Genomic DNA, 20,658 nt, shown 5'->3' with positions numbered 1-20,658 from the left:
GGTTAATGAAGATCGTTAATAATGCGCCATTTCATCTCTTTACCTCTTTAGTATGCTAAAGTAAAATAATAAGCGTTGAGGATATATATTGAGAATAGGGGATAGGCGAATGAAAAAGTTAGTAAGTGCAATTGCTTTTGTTGTCATGAGTGGCTTATTATTAACAGGTTGTGGAAATACGAAGGATTCGGCTAAGACCACGGAACCTGCCGCTCCTGCAACTCCGCAAAAAATCGTAATCGGCTTGGATGATACCTTTGCGCCGATGGGCTTCCGGGATGAGCAGAATAATCTCGTCGGTTTTGATGTTGACATGGCTAAAGAAGCGGCCTCACGCTTAAATATGGAAGTGGAATTCAAACCGATTGATTGGAACAGTAAGGAAGTCGAGTTGAACAGTAAGAAAGTGGATGCCCTTTGGAATGGTTTAACGATTACAGAGGAAAGAAAGAAAAATATCGCTTTCACTGAGCCTTATATGGCAAACCAACAAATTATCATTGTACCCGCAAATTCTTCAATTAAGACGAAAGCCGATCTTAAGGGTAAAGTTGTAGGAACTCAGGACGGAAGTACGAGTGTTGATGCAATTGCGAATGAACCTGACGTTCAAAAATCGTTTAAGGAACTCAAGCTTTATGGCGATTTTTCGCAAGCGTTAATGGATTTACAAACAAGCCGTTTAGATGCGGTTGTTATTGATGAAGTTTTCGGACGGTACTACACCGCTAAAAAACCAGGGGTATATACAGTTTTAACTGAAACCTTTGGGACTGAAGATTATGGAGTAGGATTCCGGAAGGATGATACAGAACTTCTGAACAAAGTCCAAAAAACGCTTAAGGATATGAAAGCAGATGGTTCTGCTGCTAAAATTTCCGAGAAATGGTTTGGCAAAAATATTGTAAAATAAGGTATTGTAAAAGGATTAAGTTCATTAGGCTGGCCGATGGTTAATACACCATTGGCCTTCTTTTAGTAAATCAGAGAGTTGGGGAGAAACGATGGAATATCTATCAGCTATAATTGGGCCTATGCTTGAAGGCACAACTGTCACGCTACAAATGTTTTTCGCAACAATTATTCTTTCTTTGCCCTTAGGATTGTTCGTTGCCTTAGGACGAATTTCTCGCTTCAAGCCGTTAAAGTCCTTCATTGGATTTTATATTTGGTTGTTCCGAGGAACGCCGTTGATGTTGCAACTTTTATTCGTCTATTACGCGTTACCGTTCATCCCAGGCGTTAGCATTACACTGACTGACTTTCAAGCTGCGTTACTTGCGTTTGTCTTAAATTATGGGGCATATTTTGCTGAGATTTTCCGTGCGGGAATCCAGTCGATAGACCGAGGGCAGTTTGAAGGCGCGAAGGTGCTAGGAATGACATATGGTCAAACGATGCGCCGGATCGTTTTGCCTCAAGTCATTAAGAATGTTTTACCTCCAGTCAGTAATGAAACGATCACGCTCGTTAAAGATACCTCCTTGATTTACGTTTTAGCGATGAATGATTTGCTAAGGACGACTCGTGCCCTCGTGCAGCGGGATTTCAGTATGATGCCGTTTGTTGTAGCTGCCATTTTTTATCTGGCAATGACGCTTGTCCTGACTAAAGTTTTCCAAAAGCTTGAACAGCGCTATAGTGCATACGACGAGTAGGGGAAAGGTGATCAAAGATGGAAAATAAAGAAATCATGATACAAGCCACGAATATTCATAAACGGTTCAAGCAGTTTGAAGCGCTGAAAGGCATTTCGCTCGAGGTTGCCAAAGGCGAAGTTGTGGCGATCATTGGACCCTCAGGTTCAGGAAAAAGCACTTTTTTACGCTGCTTAAATCGGTTGGAGATGATTGATGAAGGCTCCATCGTTATTGAAGGAGAAGAACTCGTAACGACAAATGCTGAGGGGAAAATTCAGTATGCGAACGAACCTGAGGCACGACTGATCTGTCGGAAAATGGGTATGGTATTTCAGCAATTTAATCTCTTCCCTCACTTAACGGTCCTTCAGAACGTGGTCGAAGCGCCGATGACCGTCAAAGGGGTTAAATATCCCGAGATATTGCCTGTGGCTCAAGAACTCTTGCGCAAAGTCGGGCTGGAGGATAAAATGAACAATTATCCTTCCCGCTTATCCGGCGGGCAGAAACAACGGGTGGCGATTGCTCGGGCTCTGGCCATGAAACCAGATATCATGCTTTTTGATGAGCCAACCTCAGCCTTAGATCCAGAGTTGACCGGTGAAGTGCTAAAAGCCATGCGACAATTAGCGGAAGAGCATATGACGATGATTGTGGTGACTCACGAAATGGGCTTTGCTCGGGAAGTCGCAAATCGCGTCATATTTATGGACAAAGGGGAGATTCTCGAAGAAGGTACCCCTGAAGAAATTTTTGAAAAGCCTTCACAACAAAGAACACAGTCTTTCTTAAATGTTGTGGCGAAATAAGTAAATATTAGAGTAATTAATGAGTAGTGATAGGTAAGAACTTATAGCTACTCTTTTTTTAGGAAGGATTTGTGAAAAATAGGTCGAATTAAAGAGGTTATAATATAACAAGGTGTGGATTAGGAGAGATCGCTATTTGAAAGCACATTTATTCGTAAACCATCATATACGAGTTAGAGTGATCAGTATTCTTCTAATTATCAGCTTTGTTTTCATCATGAGCTATATTCTCCTTTTTCAGCAACTCAAACAGGAGCATCAGGCTGAAATTGATAAGAAAGAACATTTCACAGACATGGCAGCCACTTCTGTGGATGACTTTTTGATAAGTCATAAGGTTGTGCTTCAGAGACTGGCTTCACTTGATTCCGTCAAACAGGAACGGCGAACGGAGATTACGCAGACTTTGCAGGATATCGCGCTCGCTCAATCGAAAGCGACTCTGTTCTGGGTTGCTAATGAAAAGGGAACAGTGGTGGGTAAATATCCTGATACTAAAGCGGATCAAAACATTCTAGATCGTGATTATTTTAAGGAAGCCATGAAAGGAAAGACCACTGTAAGTGGGCCTTATAAAGGACGGATTACGGGAAAAGAGGTTATTATAATCACAGTGCCCTATTATCGAGATAACAAAGTAGTAGGGCTTGTTGGAATGTCAGTTCCCTTGAGTGAGCTCCAGAATATATTGGATAACGTTATGGAGGATCAACCCGGTTATGCAGCTTTGGTCAATTACGAAGATGGACAAGTCTTAAGCCATCCGGAGCTGGAACAATATCGTAAAACCTACTCATTTGAAGATTCACCGCTTTATCAGGAAATTAGGGTTAAGAAATTAACAAACGGTTATTTCGAAAATGATCAGGAACAGAATGTGCATTCCTTTATCACCTTAAAGGAAGCGCCCTGGGTGGTTATTCTTGTACAGCCTCTTGAAGAGTTTAATTTTGCAATAAACCAGCAGAGGGAACGGAATTTCACGATACTCATTTTATTGATCCTCTTTTTGGTGATCATCACTCACTATCTTCTTATCCTTAGAGATATGGAGAATGCTGAGAAAAATAAGCAAACGGAGAAATTGGCACTTGTTGGTGAACTCGCTGCGGGAATTGCTCACGAAATTCGTAATCCTTTGACGTCTATAAAAGGATTCGCACAATTGATCTATGAAAAAAGAGGACAAGATCTTCCTCCTTTTTATTATGAGACCATTCTTGAGGAACTGGATCGTATCGATCTCATCGTGGGAGAAATGGTGGTTCTCGCGAAACCCGCCCCGGAAACGAAAAGGAAGGTTGATCTCGATAAAGTATTGCAGGATTCGGTAAATTTGATGAGTTATCAAGCTAACCTGAAAGAAGTTCAATTAGTCTTAAACGTTGAACCGGGGACGCTTTACATTGAAGGTGTTGTTGGACAATTAAAGCAAGTTTTTATTAACTTGATTAAGAATGCGATTGAGGCTATCGAAAATAAGGGGACGGTTACGATTCAGGCGAGGCGACAAGGGGAGGAAGTCATAATCACAGTTGAGGATACGGGTCCAGGAATGGATAAAGATGTTATCAAAAAATTAGGTACTCCGTTCTTTTCGACGAAAGAAAAAGGGACAGGTCTAGGGTTGACGATTACCTACCGGATTATCCAAAACCACAAAGGAAAGATTTCAGTTCAGAGTAAAAAAGGGGTAGGAACGAAATTCACAATTTCTTGGTCAGTTTCTCGTTCATAGGAGTGAGTATCTTGAAAAATACCGAACAATTATGGCCTATAATAAAATATTGTTCGAAAAAGGGTTGACCATCTGAGGAGGATAATGTAATATAAAATACGTCGTTGAACGAAAAATCGTTTTTTAATGGAATAGAGTGTTCATATAATAGCAGAGATAGGGTCTGTAAGTTTCTACCGGGCTGCCGTAAATGGCCTGACTATGAGCGAAAGTGTACCTAGGGTTGAGGTCAAGCCTAATCCAAGTGGTACAGATTCAGAGTCGATCTGAATTACACCGAAGGGATAAAAACCCAGGCGGGTAGGTTTCTCTCACATTTTTGATGAGATGAGTCGAAATCTACCGCCTGGGGTTTTTTATTTTATAAATATGGAAAAGACGAAGAACAAGAGGAGGAAAATATTAAAATGGCTAATGTAACGGGTAAACATCCAGTTGATGAGATGCTGCCTGCAGGGAGACTCTTCCTGTATGGATTACAACATGTTCTAGCGATGTACGCTGGAGCAGTCGCTGTTCCTTTAATTATTGCAGCAGCAGCAGGTCTCACCAAAGAACAAACTGCTTTTCTAATCAATGCGGACTTATTTACATGTGGTATTGCAACTCTTCTTCAAACGTTAGGAATCTGGAAATTAGGAATTCGACTCCCAGTTATTCAAGGCGTTACCTTTGCGGCAGTGACACCGATGGTGATGATGGCAAAAGCAGGGGGTATGCCCATGATTTTTGGTTCAGTCATCATAGCGGGTTTAGTGACGTTTTTACTAGCTCCATTTTTTAGTAAACTCCTTCGATTTTTCCCTCCCGTCGTCACGGGAAGTGTCATCACAGTTATTGGAGTTTCGCTTCTTCCTGTCGGTGTGAACTGGGCAGCTGGGGGAGTCGGTAATAAGAATTATGGGTCATTAACGTTTTTAGCAGTTGCGGGTATTGTGTTGGTGACGATTCTTCTAATCAATAAGTATCTTAAAGGTTTTCTTGCTAATATTGGGGTTTTAATTGGACTCTTGGTGGGTATGGTTGTGGCGATTCCTCTCGGACTTGTGGATTTCTCCGGAGTGAGCACTGCACCTTGGATGGGGATCGATACCCCCTTCTATTTTGGAGTGCCAGTGTTTGATATGGGTTCTATCATTGCTATGATCTTAGTCATGTTAGTCGTTATGGTCGAATCAACAGGTGACTTCTTGGCGATCGGGGAAATGGTGGACAAGCATATTGGTGAAGAAGAATTGACTCGGGGACTTCGGGCTGATGGCGCTGCCACAATGCTGGGCGGTATATTTAATGCATTCCCGTACACAGCCTTTGCTCAAAATGTAGGGCTAGTCGGCCTTACTGGAGTAAAAAGCCGGTTTGTGGTAGCGATGTCCGGTATTATTTTAGTCGCTATGGGGCTGTTTCCTAAATTAGCAACGATTATTGCTTCCCTACCAAATGCAGTCCTTGGGGGTGCAGGGATTGCCATGTTTGGAATTGTTGCGGCAAGTGGGATTAAAACCTTATCCAAAGTTGATTTTGACAAGAATTCTCATAATCTTTTTATTGTCGCAATCAGTATTGGTATCGGCCTTATTCCTTTAGTTGCTCCTGACTTCTTTAAACTGTTCCCGAACTGGAGCCAAACCGTGCTTCATAGTGGAATTACGCTCGGTTCGTTAACCGCTATCATCTTAAATGCATTCTTTAACGGCAGTGGAAAAAATGACACCGATGACGAAATGAAAAAGAAGTTATCCGGTAATACAGGAATGATGCAACATTAATCTAACGTAATCTGGTCAATAACCTATTTCTTTGAGATAATCAAGCTAGCTTAGGATTAAGCTAGCTTGAATTTTTTGGCGGTTGCGGAGGTTAGCATGGAAAGATGTCTTTGGGACATGGTGGGTAAGGCGCGGGTGGTGACCTTCATCGGAGCAGGTGGTAAAACAACGTGCCTAAGCCGTTTAACCGAGGAGATTTCGCAGGCTGAGAAGCCTGTGATTGCCACAACCACGACAAAAGTTTATCCCCTCGCTTTTTCTTCGCTTTGGCAAAATGCGGACGGATTTTCGCCTCCGAAAACGGGTATGCCCTGTTTCTGGTATGCGAATCTCGAGGCAGAGAGTGGAAAATGGATGGGGATCCCTGTAGATATTCTCGACCAGGCCATTCAGAAAGAGTTCGGTAAGAGTTTTTGGGTGATTGAAGGGGATGGAGCACGGGAACGTCAACTCAAATGTTGGGCATCATACGAACCCCAAATTCCCCATTTAACGGAAAGCGCTGTACTCGTAATTGATGGACGATTATGGGGTAAAAAGCTCCAGGCGAGGGAGATCCATCGTCCTGAACTTTATCCTCACCTTATAGGAGAAATTTGGAGGCCAGAGCTGGCTTGGCAATATATTTTGACCTCCCCGATGTTTTACTCAGAGTACCAGAAGATTTCCTGGTCTGTTCTCTTTAATAGGTGGGGTGACCCAGGAAGAAGATCGAGTCAGGACTTAGGAAATGACGAACTTCGTGGACTAATCAAAGTGGGAGAAGAATTTCTTGGGCGAGAGCATCTTTCTGATTCACATCGACCTCAACATTTGCGAATCGCTTCAGGGAATGCGAAGGAGGGAAATCTTCAGTGGTACGATTTGTGGTGATGGCCTCAGGGCAAGCAACGCGGATGGGTCAAGATAAATTAGCCTTGCCCTGGAGAAACACCACGGTTCTAGGATATGTACTTGAGGTTATCTTCCAAACGCTTAAAGGGTTTAGCTTAGATATTCCTTGTGAGGTTTGGGTAGTGGCACGCAAATCGATGAGGCAATATATGAATCCAGCGCAGCTAAGTGAAAACTGGGGGGACCCAGATCAGGTAAAGCGAGTCTGGATCAAAGAGCCTCAGCCACACCCTCTTTCGACAACATTGCGTTTAGGACTGGATGATCTGTCGGAAAGAATCCAGGGGATTTGTTTCGTACCCGGGGATCAGGTGGGTTTGGAGCCTATTCAATTTACTCAGTTGATGGAGCGTTTTTTAGAGAATCAACCTGACTTTTTGATTCCCTGGGTGGAGTCCTCCGAAGGGATTAAAGGTTCTCCTGTATTCTTTCATCGCCGCTATTTGGAGGAATTGCGCTCTCTCCAAGGCGAGCAAGGGGGTAGGGTTGTTCTTCATCGTTACCCTGAGCGCTGGCAGAGGTTTGCCATTCCAGCGGAATTTTTAGAGGATGTGGATACGATTCAAGATTATGAGCGATTGTTTGATTTTTGAAGTTGAATCGTCGATAATATGAATGAATGAATCCGAAAAGGAGAGATTTTTGGTGTTCACAATACGTGACTTAGTTCAACCAGAAACACTTGAAGAAGCTTATACGACGCTGATGAACCGCAAACCGAATACGGTTTTGGGCGGTTGCGCGTTCTTAAAGATGGGATCAAAGCGAATTGGAACAGCAATTGATTTATCGAGCCCTAATTTGGACCTTAAGGGAATTCGTGAGCATGAGGAAAGCTTTGAAATTGGAGCGATGACAACCTTTCGAGAAGTGGAAACCTATCCCGCGTTCCAGAAATATTTTCAGGGTATTCTTCCCCAAGCAGTTCGGAGTATCATTGGCGTGCAGTTCCGCAATGGCGTGACGGTGGGAGCTTCCGTTTTTTCCAAGTACGGCTTTTCAGATTTAATCACAGCCTTGCTCGCCCTTGACGCTGAAGTAGAGTTATATCATGGTGGGCGAATGAGGTTGCAAACCTTTTTAGAGCAACCCTATGCAAAAGATATTTTAACGAAGGTCTGGATTCCAAAGAATGCTCGGAAATCATCCTATCAAAGCTTGCGGAATTCCGTCAGTGATTATGCGATTCTGAATGTCGCAGTTTCTGAATTTGAAGGTCAATGGCGAATCGTCGTTGGAGCTAGGCCGCAATGCGCTAGGGTTGCGGATAAGGCGTCTCAGAAGTTGTCCGAACTCGCTAGCACAAACGAAGCTCTCTTATCGAGTGATGAAAAGTCTATGGAGACGATTGAGACCATTGCTAAGCTTGCTGCTGAGGAGCTTTCGTTTGGAACGAATCTACGGGGAAGTGCTGAATATCGTCAAGCTCTTTGTCCAGTATTGGTTAAAAGAGCCATTATGGAGGTACTTTAAATGCAAATCGAACTCACCATCAATGATAAAAAGGTGACCTGGGAGGTTGCTGCTGAGGATTTTTTAGCGGACACCTTACGGGCCCATGGTTATTTAAGCGTAAAAAAAGCGTGTGATACGAGTTGCTGCGGACTATGTACCGTTTGGGTAGAGGGTCAACCCATCCTTTCCTGCTCCATGCTTTCGGTGCGGGTAAACGGGAAAAAGATCACGACGCTGGAAGGGGTTCAAAAAGAAGCAGCAGAATTTGCTCAAGTTTTAACGGCTGAAGGAGCGGAGCAGTGTGGCTTCTGTAGCCCAGGATTTGTCATGAATGTCTTGGCCATGAAAAATGAACTCAAAAATCCTACTGAGGAAGAAATCATCCATTACCTGATCGGGAACCTTTGCCGCTGTACAGGCTATATGGGACAGTTGCGGGCGGTTAAGACCTATCTGGGGGTGAATTCGGAACAATGATGAAGAAAATGATTGGTCAAAAAATCGCAAAAATTGATGGCATGGCTTTAGCAACGGGAAAGCCCGCTTACACTGATGATCTCGCAGACTCAAACGCGCTCGTCGTTAAAATCCTGCGCAGTCCGCATGCCTTTGCGCGGATTAAATCCATCGATACCTCACGCGCGGAAAAGGTTGAAGGGGTCGAGGGCGTCTTTACTTATAAGGATGTTCCGAAAGCGCGTTTTACATTAGCCGGGCAATCGAATCCTGAACCCTCCCCCTATGATCATTTGATTTTGGAAGATCTCGTCCGCTATGTCGGGGATGAAGTTGCAATTATTGCTGCTGTCGATGAAAAGACAGCCGTTAAAGCGATGAACTTGATCAAGGTTGAGTATGAAATCTTAAAACCGGTGCTTAACTTTGAAGAAGCGATAGACAATCCTTCGGTAGTTCATCCGGAAGAAGATCTTCATTTAAATTTTGAGATTGGTATGGAGAAGTCGAAAAATATCGTGGCTACCGATATTCAGGTTGTTGGCGATATTGAAAAAGAATTGAGTGAATGTGACGTTGTTGTCGAAGGCGTTTATTATCCGCAAGCTCAAGCCCATGCCATGATGGAAACCTATCGGGCATATACCTATATGGATCCGCATGGAAGAATAGTGGTGGTCAGCTCGACACAGGTTCCTTTCCATGTTCGTCGGCACGTGGCACGTGCGCTGGAATTGCCAGCAAGCAAAGTCCGCGTGGTTAAGCCGAGAATCGGGGGAGGCTTTGGCGGTAAACAAACGAGCGCAGGTGATATCTTTGCGGCTTTTGTAACCTTAAAGACTGGAAAATCCGCCAAGATTATTTATACTCGCCAGGAAACCTTTGCTTGTACCACTAGCCGGCATGCCATGCGCTTAAAAGTTCGCATGGGAGCTAACTGTGAAGGGATCATCCGGGCACTCGATTTAGAAGTCTTATCTGATACTGGAGCCTATGGAGAACATTCCTCCACCGTTTTAGGGTGTGTTGGGCATTATACTTTGCCTCTCTATAATAAGACCCGGGCGATTCGGTTCGTGGGTCATGCCGTTTATACAAACAAGATGCCAGCAGGAGCATTTCGTGGCTACGGAGCGACGCAAGGAACGTTTGCCGTCGAATCAACGGTAAACAAATTGGCCCGCAAATTAGGAATGGATCCGACAGAATTGAGGCTTAAGAATATTATCCGTGAGGGCGAAAAGGCCCTCCATTGGGAGGATGGCCAGCGTTTGGGAAGTAGCGCACTTGACCGCTGCATCCTCAAAGGAAAAGAAATGATTGGCTGGGACGAGAAGGGACTTCGCCGCCAGGCAGGACCGCATAAGGTACGCGCTTTGGGTATGGCAGTCACGATGCAGGGTTCAGGAATTGCCCATATTGACACAGCTTCTGCCGAGGTTCGCTTAAACGATGTCGGTGGCTATGTTCTCATGCATGGTGCAACCGATAATGGGATGGGTGCTGATACGATTCTCGCCCAAATGGCAGCTGAGGTTCTTGAGACAGAGGTAGACAATATCATTGTGCATTCAGTGGATACGGATCTTTCACCCTTTGATCCAGGCGCTTACGCCTCCAGCGGAACGTATGTCAGTGGTTCAGCGGTTATGAAAGCGGCTGAGGATTTGAAAGCAAAAATCCTTGAGTTTGGGGCTAAATATCTAGAGGTTCCGATCGAGGAAGTTGAGCTCACAAGCAAAGCTGTGCGGTGGATCCCGAAGCAAGAATCAGGAACGATTGAGAAATCTAAAACAGTCAGGAACTCAGAGCGAAAAGAAGTGAGTTTATCGGAGTTAGCCGAACAGTCCGTTTTGGGTATAGGGAAAAGTCAACTCGTCGGTCAGGCTACCTTTGGCAGTCCAGTTTCTCCGCCACCCTATGTTGCGGGTTTTGCTGAAGTCGAAGTTGATCAAGAGACAGGCAAGGTCGATCTTCTTCAATTTGTTGCAGTGGCCGACTGTGGGACAGTGATTAATCCAAATCTTGCTCGCATCCAAGTGGAGGGAGGAATTGCGCAGGGAATTGGCATGGCTCTCTATGAAGATGTAAAATACGATGAGCAAGGAAGAATGCAAAGCGATTCCTTTATGCAATATAAAATCCCCACACGGAGAGATGTTGGAAAGATTCGGGTTGCTTTTGAAGAGAGTTATGAGCCAACAGGCCCATTTGGCGCCAAATCCGTAGGGGAAGTTGTGGCGAATACCCCTGCTCCTGCGATTACGGAAGCGGTCTATAATGCTGTAGGCGTAAGGGTCACGCATCTTCCAATTACACCAGAGAAGGTGTTTATGGGGATGTTGCAGAAGAAAAATTAAGCTTTGACAAATACATTATCCACAGCGAAATCCCGGGCTATTTCCTTTTGGAAATTACCCGGGATTTTCTAATTGCATTAACTCAGGAAAAAACAGGTTAGTAAACCAACAACCCACCATTGGTTATCGGGTTGTGAGATGCTATACTAGGACTAGCTCCAAAGGAAAAATGAAACAAAATCATCGTTATAGAGGAGTTGGTCTATATGAAAAAGAAATTTTTCCTTTTTACATCAATGCTTTCATCAGTGGCGTTAATGGGGACTCTTTATTTCGCGCCTGTAGCTGAAGCGTCAACGCTGACAAGTGGACAGCAGGCTCAAAATGTTATCGCATCGGCTGAAACATATATGGGTACACCTTATTTATGGGGTGGTACAACATCTACGGGTATTGATTGCTCAGCTTTAACACAGAAAGCATTCCAGGCAGCGGGAATTAATCTTCCGCGGGTGAGCCGGGATCAATATAATGTTGGAAGTTCTGTTGCGGCTAAAGACCTTAAACCGGGAGATCTCGTATTCTTTAGTTTCACTTCAAATCATCAAGTAAGTCATGTCGGGATTTATATCGGCGACGGCCGATTTATCAATGCAACCTCGAGTAAAGGAGTTACCATTTCGAAGTTTAGCTCCTATTGGTGGCAACATTATGCAGGGGCAAGACGTGTTCTCTAGGATTGCGTCTTACTCTTTTTGACAAAGGCATTAAGGACGCAGTCGTTTCATTTTCAATAAGGAAAACGACTGCGTCTTTTTCTTTTGTATCAACGCGCATGATAATTTTTAAAGAAGAAAAAATCAGTGTGCTTATTATCACACTGAAACCAACGCTGTGGTCACGGAATAAGAAAGTGAACCTCGATATAATGAACCTGTCAGTCGGAGTTAAACATCACGCTACTCAAAGTTATAAAAATATTAAATAATAATTAGGAGGGTTTCAAATTATGAGTATGTTCTGCTATCAATGCCAAGAAACATCAAAAGGAACCGGTTGTACATTGCGAGGCGTCTGCGGAAAAACTGAAAACGTTGCTAATTTGCAAGACCTTTTAATCTTTGTTCTGAAAGGGATCTCCATCTACGCGGTTCAAGCTCGTGAGCTTGGAATCATTCGTCAAGACATTGATAAATTCATTATGGAAGGTTTATTTGCGACCATCACGAATGCAAATTTTGATAAAGACCGTTTCGTCGAAATGGTTCGTGAAGGGTTGAAACTTCGCGAAGAACTGAAACAAGAAATCGTGAAAGCTGGCGGTGTAATTCCAGCCCAACTCCATGATTCTGCAACGTGGACAGCTGATTCGGTTGAAGTATTTGAACAAAAAGCAGCCCAAGTCGGTGTTCTCGCTACGGAAAACGAAGATATTCGTTCTTTGCGTGAGCTCTTGACTTACGGACTCAAAGGAATGGCTGCTTATGCTGAGCATGCATTTACGTTAGGTTACAATGATCCCAGTATTTTTGGATTTATCGTCAAAGGACTAGCAGCAGTCACGAATGATAATCTGTCTGTGGATGAACTCGTCGGTTTAGTGCTTGAAGCAGGAAAATATGGCGTTGATGTCATGGCCCTGTTGGACAAAGCGAACACCTCAACTTATGGCAGCCCTGAAGTGACCAAAGTAAACATTGGCGTTCGTCACAACCCAGGTATCTTGGTCAGTGGTCATGATTTGAAAGACCTTGAGGAAATTTTGATCCAAACCGAAGGGACAGGCATTGATATCTATACCCATGGTGAAATGCTTCCTGCGCACTACTATCCCGCCTTTAAGAAATATGCTCACTTCGCCGGTAACTATGGAAACGCTTGGTGGAAACAAGACAAAGAATTTGATTCCTTCAATGGTCCGATTCTTCTGACCACAAACTGCTTAGTTCCTCCGAAGGATAGCTATAAAGATCGTCTCTTTACGACAAGTGTCGTGGGTTACGAAGGGGTAAAACACATCTCTGCTCGTGAAGAGGGCCAAGCGAAAGATTTCTCTGCCATTATTGAACTGGCTAAAAAATGCCCAGCTCCAACCGAAATCGAAACTGGTGAAATCGTGGGCGGTTTTGCACATGACCAAATCTTTGCTGTAGCCGATAAAATCGTTGATGCGGTGAAGAGTGGCGCGATTAAACACTTCTTCGTCATGGCAGGTTGTGACGGACGGATGAAGAGCCGCGAATACTATGCTGATTTTGCGCAAGCCATTCCTCAAGACACTGTGATCCTGACCGCGGGTTGTGCGAAATATAAATATAACAAACTCAATCTAGGGGATATCGGTGGAATTCCCAGAGTCATCGATGCTGGACAATGTAACGATTCATACTCTTTAGCGGTTACAGCCCTCAAGTTGAAAGAGATCTTTGGCTTAGACGATGTTAATGAGCTTCCCATCTCCTACAACATTGCTTGGTATGAGCAAAAGGCAGTTATCGTGCTCTTAGCTCTTCTCTACCTCGGCGTGAAGAACATCCACCTTGGACCGACTTTGCCCGGCTTCCTTTCCGCAAATGTAGCCAACGTTCTCGTCAAGAACTTCGGTATTGCCGGAATTACGAATGTGGAAGATGACCTGAAAATCTTCTTGGGAGAATAATCTATTCCTCAGTTTTTATTAGAAATCTTATATTACAAAAATAATCAGTTTCTTGGTTTGCTACCAAGGAACTGATTATTTGTTTGCAATAGGGAAGAATGCTATAATTCCCTTAACTTGCTATCTGTTGATATTCATTCAGTAAATTATCCAAGCACTGACTTATTCGAACAACTTCTGGATCCGTGAGGGATCTCTCTTCCGCAATTTTATATAAGGATAAGCGTACTTTTTCGATTCTAACTTGCAGTTGTTCCATCGGAACTGACACGCCCCTTTGATTTTTATAATATGACTATTGTACACCGGTCAGTTGGTCATGCCAATTGGTGCAAACTACAAAATTGAGCCTATTTACTTGTTATCCGTGAACAAAGTGTAATCGGGAGGGGCAGAATGAATCAATCTGAAAAGATCCTGAAAAAACAAAGGGATTTTTTTGCCACAGGGGTCACGCAAGAGGCGAGCTTTCGTCTGGAGCAACTTAACAAATTGAAACAGGTGATTCAGCGTTTTGAACCTGCAATCTTGGAAGCGCTTCATCATGACTTAAATAAATCAGAACTTGATACTTATTCGACCGAGCTGGGGATGGTCCTTTCGGAAATTAACTACCTCACAAAGAATCTTGTTTCTTGGATGAAAGCAAAGCGGGTCAAGACTCCCCTGACGCATATCGGCTCAAGAAGTTTTATTTACCCTGAACCTTACGGCGTTGCATTGATTATCTCACCTTGGAATTATCCCTTTCAGTTAACCCTTGCTCCCCTTCTCGGTGCGATGGCTGCGGGCAACTGTGCGATTCTTAAACCCTCCGAGCTAAGTCCCCATGTTTCTCGAGTTATAGCTGAGATGATGAGTTCGCAGTTTCCAAGCGAATATATAGCCGTTATCGAGGGGGGAGCAGAAGCAAGTACAGAACTTTTGAACCTTAAGTTTGATAAAATCTTTTTTACAGGGAGTGTCGTGGTCGGAAAAATTGTAGCACAAGCGGCTGCCCAATATCTAACTCCGGTAACCTTGGAGCTTGGAGGAAAGAGTCCCTGTATTGTACATAAGGATGCGAAGTTGGATTTAGCGGCGAAACGCATTGTTTGGGGAAAATTCTTAAATGCGGGACAAACGTGTATTGCCCCAGATTATCTCTTCGTTCACAAAGACGTCAAAGAAGAACTGGTTGAGCACATGCAAGGCTATATTCGAAATTTTTATGGTCAAGACAGCCAGACGATGCTTCAAAATAATGATTTGACGGTCATTGTTAATGATAGACATTTTCAGAGACTAATCACTTATTTGGAGAGGGCTCATGTTTTAGCCGGCGGGGGTTATGACGAAAAACGGAGGTTTATCGAGCCGACAATTCTGGACCAAGTCGATTGGAATCATCCGGTGATGCAGGAGGAGATTTTTGGACCTATCCTACCGGTGCTCGAGTATGAAGACTTGGAGGAGGTCATTGCGCAGGTCAACGAACACGAAAAGCCCTTGGCTCTCTATTTTTTCTCAGAGAATAAGGGCTTGCAAGATAGAATCCTTCAGGGAATCTCCTTTGGAGGAGGATGCTTTAATGACACCGTGATGCACATTGTCACACCCTACCTTCCCTTTGGCGGAGTGGGAAACAGTGGGAATGGGGCTTATCATGGAAAAAGCAGTTTTGAAGCGTTTTCTCATCAAAAAAGTATCTTAAGCCAGAGTACCCAGTTCGATTTGCCGGTTCGCTATCCCTCTTTTAAGTATGCGTTACAAGCCATTCGTTTTTTGATGAAATAGATCAATGAAAGTGGATTATAGGTAAATCAGAAGTTCCCGGGCTGAAGCCCGGGAACTTTGCTTTAATTAGAAGATAACAGCAAGAGCGATTAAGATCAAAATTGCGATTGCGATGATGCCAGCACCAACGCCAACGCCTACTCCACCAACAGGAGCAACAGGAACTCCACATCCAGCGCCATATCCAACGCCATATCCGCCAACTCCGTACATAAGATTCACCTCCATTAGAGTTAATCAAGAATAATTCATTTATAGAAACGAAATGTGTTTTTTGTGTTTCTTAGATTTTTTAGAAAACGATACCTAATGCGATGAGCAAAAGAATGATAACGACAACGATCGCAATTCCGGCTCCAAATCCAGGACCCCCTGCAACTGCTGCTCCTCCGAATGCCATAATGTTTTCCTCCTTCCATAATCTGGTTTTCCGGGCTTGATATAACTTATGTCAGTGTGGAAAAAGGGTTCCAATATTTACTAAAAACAGGATTGTCTTAAAGAAATTTAAATGGATTGAAGTTGGAAACAGGGTGTCCAAAGTACAAGAGGAAGAATATTCTACAACATACCATATAATACCAATAATAGGGAGGAGAAATTATGCCACTTAGTCATTTCAGAGGAGGTAATCCCCCTCCTAACCGCCAGAATATGAACTCCTTTGGGCAACCCAACTGGTTGAATACGGGCAAGACTGTTCTGAGGGGTATACAACAGGTTATGCCCTATCTATCCCAAGCAGGGGTTCCTATACCACCCGTGGTTAATTTTCTCATGAAAGGGATGGGGGCAGGTGGGTACGGCGGAAACCTAAATAATACCCTGAATGTTCAACCCTCGTATCAACCTCTATCTCAAGCCCAAGTCCAACCTCAAGCCCAAACTTTACAGCAACAATCACCGCAGACTTTTGCCAAAGGGGGAGGGATTAAAGCCTTAATTAGTAATTTCCTGGCGCGTCGTAAAGGCTAATAGGAGAAAAAAAGGGGCTGTCGCAAAACAGCCCCTTTTAGTATAAGGAAAAGCTATTTTCCATAGAATTCAGGCTGTCGCTTTTCCAAAACAGACTGAACGGCTTCTTTTTTATCCTCCGTTCCCATGCAAAAGGTGGAGGCAACTTCTTCATACATTAGACCCATTTCAAGAGGGGTATCCACAGCAAGGTTGATGGCCTTTTTAGCAAAGCGGACGGCGAGCGGGGGCATATAGGTAATTCGTTCGGCCATCTTTAACGCTTCGCTTATCAAATTCTTGGCAGGGACAACACAATCGACGAGTCCAATGCGAGCGGCCTCTTGAGCATCGAGGGTTTCTGCAGTGAGAATGAGGCGCTTAGCTTGGCTGGGACCGACAACTCGGGTTAAACGCTGTGTTCCACCCATATCAGGATTGAGGCCTAAACGCACTTCGTTAATTGAAAAGGTGGCTTCACTCGAAGCGATCCGGATATCTCCGCTAAGGGCAAGCTCGAGACCGCTCCCGACGGTAATTCCGTTGACAGCCATGATGACAGGCTTGATGTGGCGTTCCCAGCGCGTGTTAATCGCTTGAAAGCGGGAAAGTTCTAAGGAAATCCAATGTGAGTTTAGTTCAGAAAGGAGGGCCAAATCTGCGCCAGCACAGAAAAATTTATCACCTGCGCCTGTGAAGACAATTGCACGTACTTCCTCATTTCTCTGGAGTTCGGTTTGAAGTTCCTCCATCTCGAGATAGGTTTCTTTCGTCCAAGAATTTCCCTTCTCCGGACGGTTGAGGGTGACAAGGGCAACTTGATTTTTAAACTCGAGGTTAAAATCTCTGTAACTCACATTTATTGCTCCTTTCTTGAACATAACTCCTTAAATGAATGACCATTCATCCAATTTTTCTTTTAGCATACCATGAAAGGGAAACATTGAAAACAGAATATTTTATAAAATTCTGAAAAAGACTATTTATTTTTGAAAGAAGAAATGATAAGATAGAGACACAAAATGAATGAGTATTCATTCAAATAGATAAAGGGATGGCATAAATATGATCGCATCACGTGAAGAAAAATTCCAAAGAATTCTGGATGCAGCGACTGAGGCTTTTGCTGAGTCCGGATACTATCAATGTCAAGTGTCTAAAATTGCTCGGTTAGCCGGTGTCGCGGATGGCACAATCTATCTTTATTTTAAAAATAAAGAAGAAATCTTGATCCGGCTTTTCGAAGTGCGCATGGGGCATTTTATCGACCGAATTCGTAGCGGACTGGAGTCTTGCGAGACGACGAGAATGCGACTCAGAACGATAATTCAAACGCACTTTTCTAACATGGTGAATGACCGATCTTTAGCGGTAGTCACCCAGCTTGAGTTAAGGCAATCCGATCCCAGTTTGCGGGCAGCAATTTCCGGCCCCCTGCGCGATTATTTTCGATTGATTGAGGAGGTGATTCAAGAAGGAATTGAGTGTCAAGAGGTTACTCCGATCAATATTAAGGTCGCTCGCCAGATGATTTTTGGGACGCTTGATGAAGCAACGACCGATTGGCTTTTGGCTCGAACCGAGCGTAACTTACTTGATGAAGTTGACCCTATCCTCGAATTATTGGCTCGGGCTTTATGCTTACCTGAAAAGGAATAAAGGAGGATTTCCTCCTGTTCGACACAAAATGACTGAATGGTCACTCACATGGCTTTTTACAATCAAAAAAGTCAGAAAAATCAGAATAAAGAGAATACGAAGAGCTAAATCAAGAGTAGAAAAGAGTCAAATCGAGAGAGGAGGAGAAATATGCAAATCAACAAAGTGGCTGTTCTTGGCTCAGGAGTGATGGGCAGCACAATTGCAGCTCATTTAGCGAATGCAGGGATTCCTAGCTTACTGTTGGATATTATCCCCACTGCTTTACTCCCAGAGGAGGAAGCTGCTGGACTTACCCTCGAGAGTAGTAAGGTACGGAATCGTATTGCGACCTCAAGTAAGGCAAAACTCTTAAAAGTGAATCCAGCTCCGCTCTTTGTTTCTGAATTTGCGGAGCGCATTGAGGTGGGTAATTTAACGGATGATCTCGAGCGTTTAAAGGAAGTTGACTGGGTCATTGAGGTCGTAGTGGAGCGGCTTGAGGTTAAAGTTGACTTGTTTGCAAAAGTCGCAGCTCATATCCGACCAGGGACGATTGTTAGCTCGAATACTTCAGGGATATCCTTAAAGTCTATGGTCGAGGGGCTCCCGCTTGAGTTTACACGCTTTTTCTTAGGGACGCACTTTTTTAATCCACCCCGCTATATGAAACTTTTAGAAATTATCCCTGGACCCAATACAGATCCGGAAATTTTGAAGTTTATGGCTGATTTTGGGGAACGGGTTTTGGGTAAGGGCGTTGTTTTGGGTAAAGATACCCCGAATTTTATCGCTAACCGCATCGGTGTTTATGGTTTGACCGTGACTCTTCAAGAAATGATGCGCTATGGTCTTACGATTGACGAGGTAGATGCCTTAACCGGTCCTGTAATGGGGCGCCCTAAATCGGCTTCTTTCCGCACGGTGGATATGGTCGGGCTGGATACGTTCGTCCATGTTGCAGCTAATGTTGCTGAAGGAGTACCTGAGGAAAAAGCACTTTTTGTTCTTCCCGATTTTGTTCAATCGATGCTTGACAAGGGGTGGCTTGGAGACAAATCAAAACAAGGATTTTATAAGAAAGTCAAAACGGCGGAAGGCAAAGCGGTTGAAGTTTTAGAGCCGAAGACTCTGACCTATGTCCCGAAAAAAAAGGTAAAATTCCCATCCTTAGATAAGGCCAAAAACGCGGGATCGCTCAAAGACAAAATTCGGACCTTGATCAGTGGCAAAGATGTGGGTTCACAATTTGCTTGGAGTGTCCTGAAACCTGTTTTGCTCTATGCAGCGAAGGTCGCTCCACAAGTTGCCGACGATATTACGGCAGTTGACGAGGGAATGCGTCTTGGGTTTAATTGGGAAATGGGCCCGTTTGAGACCTGGGATGCCTTGGGTGTCAAAGCGACAGCGGAGCGCATTGTTGCTGAAGGAGATTTGCTTCCGCCGATCGTGGAAAAACTTCTTGCCGAAGGAAAAACACGCTTCTATGAAAAAGCAGTAGACGGGAATATCGCCTTTTATGCTGACGGGGAATACCAAGCTCAACGGATCAGCCCGTATTCCTTCTCCTTAAAACAAGCCCATCAACAGGGCAAAGTGATTTTTGGAAATGCGGGAGCAAGCTTGGTTGACCTTGGCGACGGAGTAGCTTGCTTGGAGTTTCATTCTCCGAATAACTCTATTGGTGCGGATATTATGACAATGATTCATAAATCTCTGGACGAAGTCGAAAAGAACTATCTTGGCCTCGTTATCGGCAGTCAAGGTAAGAATTTCTGTGTCGGTGCGAACCTGATGCTCATTTTAATGGAAGCTGAAGATGAAAATTGGGATGAGCTCGACTTTATGGTTCGTGAATTCCAAAGAGGAACAATGGCTTTGAAATATGCGAAAAGACCTGTGGTTGCCGCGCCGTTTGGAATGACTTTAGGCGGTGGAACTGAAGTTTGTCTCCATTCTCATGGCATCCAAGCATCGGCTGAGACATATATGGGACTCGTTGAACTCGGAGTGGGTCTCCTCCCTGGTGGCGGTGGAACGAAAGAAATGGCTGTTCGCGCAATGGAAGGGATTTTGCCGGGCGTTCAAGTATCCCCCGATTTCTTCTTTGCGAAACGATTTGAAACGGTTGCGCTGGCGCAGGTCTCGACGAGTGCAGAAATGGCTAGAAATCTTGGCTTTCTTCGCGACCATGATCGCTACAGCATGAATGCAGAGCATATTCTTCTCGACGCGAAAGCACGCGTGATCGATCTCGCGCGCAACTTCCGACCACTCCTTCCCAAGAAGGTAAAAACAGCAGGCTCAGGAGTACGTGCTACGCTGGAACTCGCCCTCTATGGGATGAAGGAAGGATGTTACATCTCAGAATATGATGAACATCTTGCCAAAAAATTGGCCTATGTGATGACCGGTGGAGATAAGCCAGCAGGCAGTTATGTCGACGAGCAATACTTGCTCGATCAGGAGCGTGAAGGTTTCTTGAGTTTAGCCGGTGAGCAAAAGACTCAGGATCGGATTCGTTATATGCTGACTAAGAATAAACCCTTACGGAATTAGGAGGTGAAGAG

The 20,658-nt window shown here is 44.1% G+C and carries 19 protein-coding genes and 1 riboswitch; of the genes, 16 read left to right on the top strand and 3 right to left on the bottom strand.

What is annotated here, in order from left to right; all coding sequences use genetic code 11:
• The first annotated feature begins 109 nt into the window (after positions 1–109).
• The 12 genes from DESME_RS14135 to hcp all read left to right on the top strand — a co-directional run bounded on the left by DESME_RS14135 (position 110) and on the right by hcp (position 13,720).
• Positions 110–913, top strand: coding sequence for an amino acid ABC transporter substrate-binding protein (locus tag DESME_RS14135; protein ID WP_006718515.1), 804 nt, complete (start codon positions 110–112; stop codon positions 911–913).
• 91 nt (positions 914–1,004) lie between these two features.
• Complete coding sequence (locus DESME_RS14130; RefSeq protein WP_006718513.1) at positions 1,005–1,658, top strand: amino acid ABC transporter permease; 654 nt, start codon at positions 1,005–1,007, stop codon at positions 1,656–1,658.
• Between the two features lie 17 nt (positions 1,659–1,675).
• The gene (locus DESME_RS14125; protein WP_006718512.1) at positions 1,676–2,449 is read left to right on the top strand and encodes an amino acid ABC transporter ATP-binding protein; all 774 of its coding nucleotides are present in this window, start codon (positions 1,676–1,678) and stop codon (positions 2,447–2,449) included.
• Positions 2,450–2,585: 136 nt separating this feature from the next.
• Positions 2,586–4,187 (top strand): ATP-binding protein, encoded by a 1,602-nt coding sequence (locus DESME_RS15490; RefSeq protein WP_006718510.1) that lies wholly within the window; start codon positions 2,586–2,588, stop codon positions 4,185–4,187.
• 120 nt (positions 4,188–4,307) lie between these two features.
• Positions 4,308–4,409: riboswitch (purine riboswitch) on the top strand.
• A gap of 185 nt (positions 4,410–4,594) precedes the next feature.
• Positions 4,595–5,956 (top strand): nucleobase:cation symporter-2 family protein, encoded by a 1,362-nt coding sequence (locus DESME_RS14115; RefSeq protein WP_006718507.1) that lies wholly within the window; start codon positions 4,595–4,597, stop codon positions 5,954–5,956.
• Between the two features lie 96 nt (positions 5,957–6,052).
• The gene (gene yqeC / locus DESME_RS14110; RefSeq protein WP_006718505.1) at positions 6,053–6,829 is read left to right on the top strand and encodes a selenium cofactor biosynthesis protein YqeC; all 777 of its coding nucleotides are present in this window, start codon (positions 6,053–6,055) and stop codon (positions 6,827–6,829) included.
• Positions 6,811–7,443 carry a nucleotidyltransferase family protein gene (locus DESME_RS14105; RefSeq protein WP_006718504.1) on the top strand — a complete coding sequence of 211 codons (633 nt, stop codon included), beginning with the start codon at positions 6,811–6,813 and terminating at the stop codon, positions 7,441–7,443. Before yqeC ends, DESME_RS14105 begins: the two co-directional genes overlap by 19 nt.
• A gap of 52 nt (positions 7,444–7,495) precedes the next feature.
• Positions 7,496–8,323 carry an FAD binding domain-containing protein gene (locus DESME_RS14100; protein ID WP_006718502.1) on the top strand — a complete coding sequence of 276 codons (828 nt, stop codon included), beginning with the start codon at positions 7,496–7,498 and terminating at the stop codon, positions 8,321–8,323.
• Positions 8,324–8,782 carry a (2Fe-2S)-binding protein gene (locus tag DESME_RS14095; protein WP_006718500.1) on the top strand — a complete coding sequence of 153 codons (459 nt, stop codon included), beginning with the start codon at positions 8,324–8,326 and terminating at the stop codon, positions 8,780–8,782. It begins immediately after the preceding gene.
• Entirely contained in the window at positions 8,779–11,121 is a 2,343-nt protein-coding gene (locus DESME_RS14090; RefSeq protein WP_006718498.1) for a xanthine dehydrogenase family protein molybdopterin-binding subunit, read from the top strand. Before DESME_RS14095 ends, DESME_RS14090 begins: the two co-directional genes overlap by 4 nt.
• 206 nt (positions 11,122–11,327) lie before the next feature.
• A complete protein-coding gene (locus DESME_RS14085; protein WP_006718497.1) occupies positions 11,328–11,798 on the top strand; it encodes a C40 family peptidase in 471 nt (156 codons plus the stop codon).
• 272 nt (positions 11,799–12,070) lie between these two features.
• Positions 12,071–13,720 carry a hydroxylamine reductase gene (gene hcp, locus DESME_RS14075; protein WP_006718495.1) on the top strand — a complete coding sequence of 550 codons (1,650 nt, stop codon included), beginning with the start codon at positions 12,071–12,073 and terminating at the stop codon, positions 13,718–13,720.
• A 112-nt stretch (positions 13,721–13,832) separates the two neighbouring features.
• On the opposite strand, the gene DESME_RS15765 is transcribed toward hcp, so the two are convergent.
• Positions 13,833–13,979 (bottom strand): aspartyl-phosphate phosphatase Spo0E family protein, encoded by a 147-nt coding sequence (locus DESME_RS15765; RefSeq protein WP_084553199.1) that lies wholly within the window; start codon positions 13,977–13,979, stop codon positions 13,833–13,835.
• Positions 13,980–14,116: 137 nt separating this feature from the next.
• Between DESME_RS15765 and DESME_RS14070 the strand changes: the two genes are divergently transcribed.
• The gene (locus DESME_RS14070) at positions 14,117–15,496 is read left to right on the top strand and encodes an aldehyde dehydrogenase (protein ID WP_006718493.1); all 1,380 of its coding nucleotides are present in this window, start codon (positions 14,117–14,119) and stop codon (positions 15,494–15,496) included.
• A 66-nt stretch (positions 15,497–15,562) separates the two neighbouring features.
• Here the strand turns inward: DESME_RS14070 and DESME_RS16140 are convergent, their stop codons facing one another.
• Positions 15,563–15,709, bottom strand: coding sequence for a hypothetical protein (locus DESME_RS16140; RefSeq protein WP_006718491.1), 147 nt, complete (start codon positions 15,707–15,709; stop codon positions 15,563–15,565).
• A 390-nt stretch (positions 15,710–16,099) separates the two neighbouring features.
• On the opposite strand from DESME_RS16140, the gene DESME_RS14060 reads away from it, so the two are divergent.
• Positions 16,100–16,471, top strand: coding sequence for a hypothetical protein (locus DESME_RS14060; RefSeq protein ID WP_006718487.1), 372 nt, complete (start codon positions 16,100–16,102; stop codon positions 16,469–16,471).
• A 53-nt stretch (positions 16,472–16,524) separates the two neighbouring features.
• On the opposite strand, the gene DESME_RS14055 is transcribed toward DESME_RS14060, so the two are convergent.
• Positions 16,525–17,331 (bottom strand): enoyl-CoA hydratase/isomerase family protein, encoded by an 807-nt coding sequence (locus DESME_RS14055; RefSeq protein WP_041484000.1) that lies wholly within the window; start codon positions 17,329–17,331, stop codon positions 16,525–16,527.
• Positions 17,332–17,515: 184 nt separating this feature from the next.
• Here DESME_RS14055 and fadR point away from each other — a divergent pair, with 184 nt between their 5' ends.
• Together fadR and DESME_RS14045 are read left to right on the top strand one after the other, a co-directional pair.
• A complete protein-coding gene (gene fadR / locus DESME_RS14050; RefSeq protein WP_006718482.1) occupies positions 17,516–18,109 on the top strand; it encodes a fatty acid metabolism transcriptional regulator FadR in 594 nt (197 codons plus the stop codon).
• A 150-nt stretch (positions 18,110–18,259) separates the two neighbouring features.
• Positions 18,260–20,647 carry a 3-hydroxyacyl-CoA dehydrogenase/enoyl-CoA hydratase family protein gene (locus DESME_RS14045; protein WP_006718480.1) on the top strand — a complete coding sequence of 796 codons (2,388 nt, stop codon included), beginning with the start codon at positions 18,260–18,262 and terminating at the stop codon, positions 20,645–20,647.
• Positions 20,648–20,658: the final 11 nt, after the last annotated feature.

Origin of the sequence: Desulfitobacterium metallireducens DSM 15288, assembly GCF_000231405.2 — a bacterium.
GTDB lineage: Bacteria > Bacillota > Desulfitobacteriia > Desulfitobacteriales > Desulfitobacteriaceae > Desulfitobacterium_A > Desulfitobacterium_A metallireducens.
This window is presented reverse-complemented; position numbering and strand designations above follow the sequence as displayed.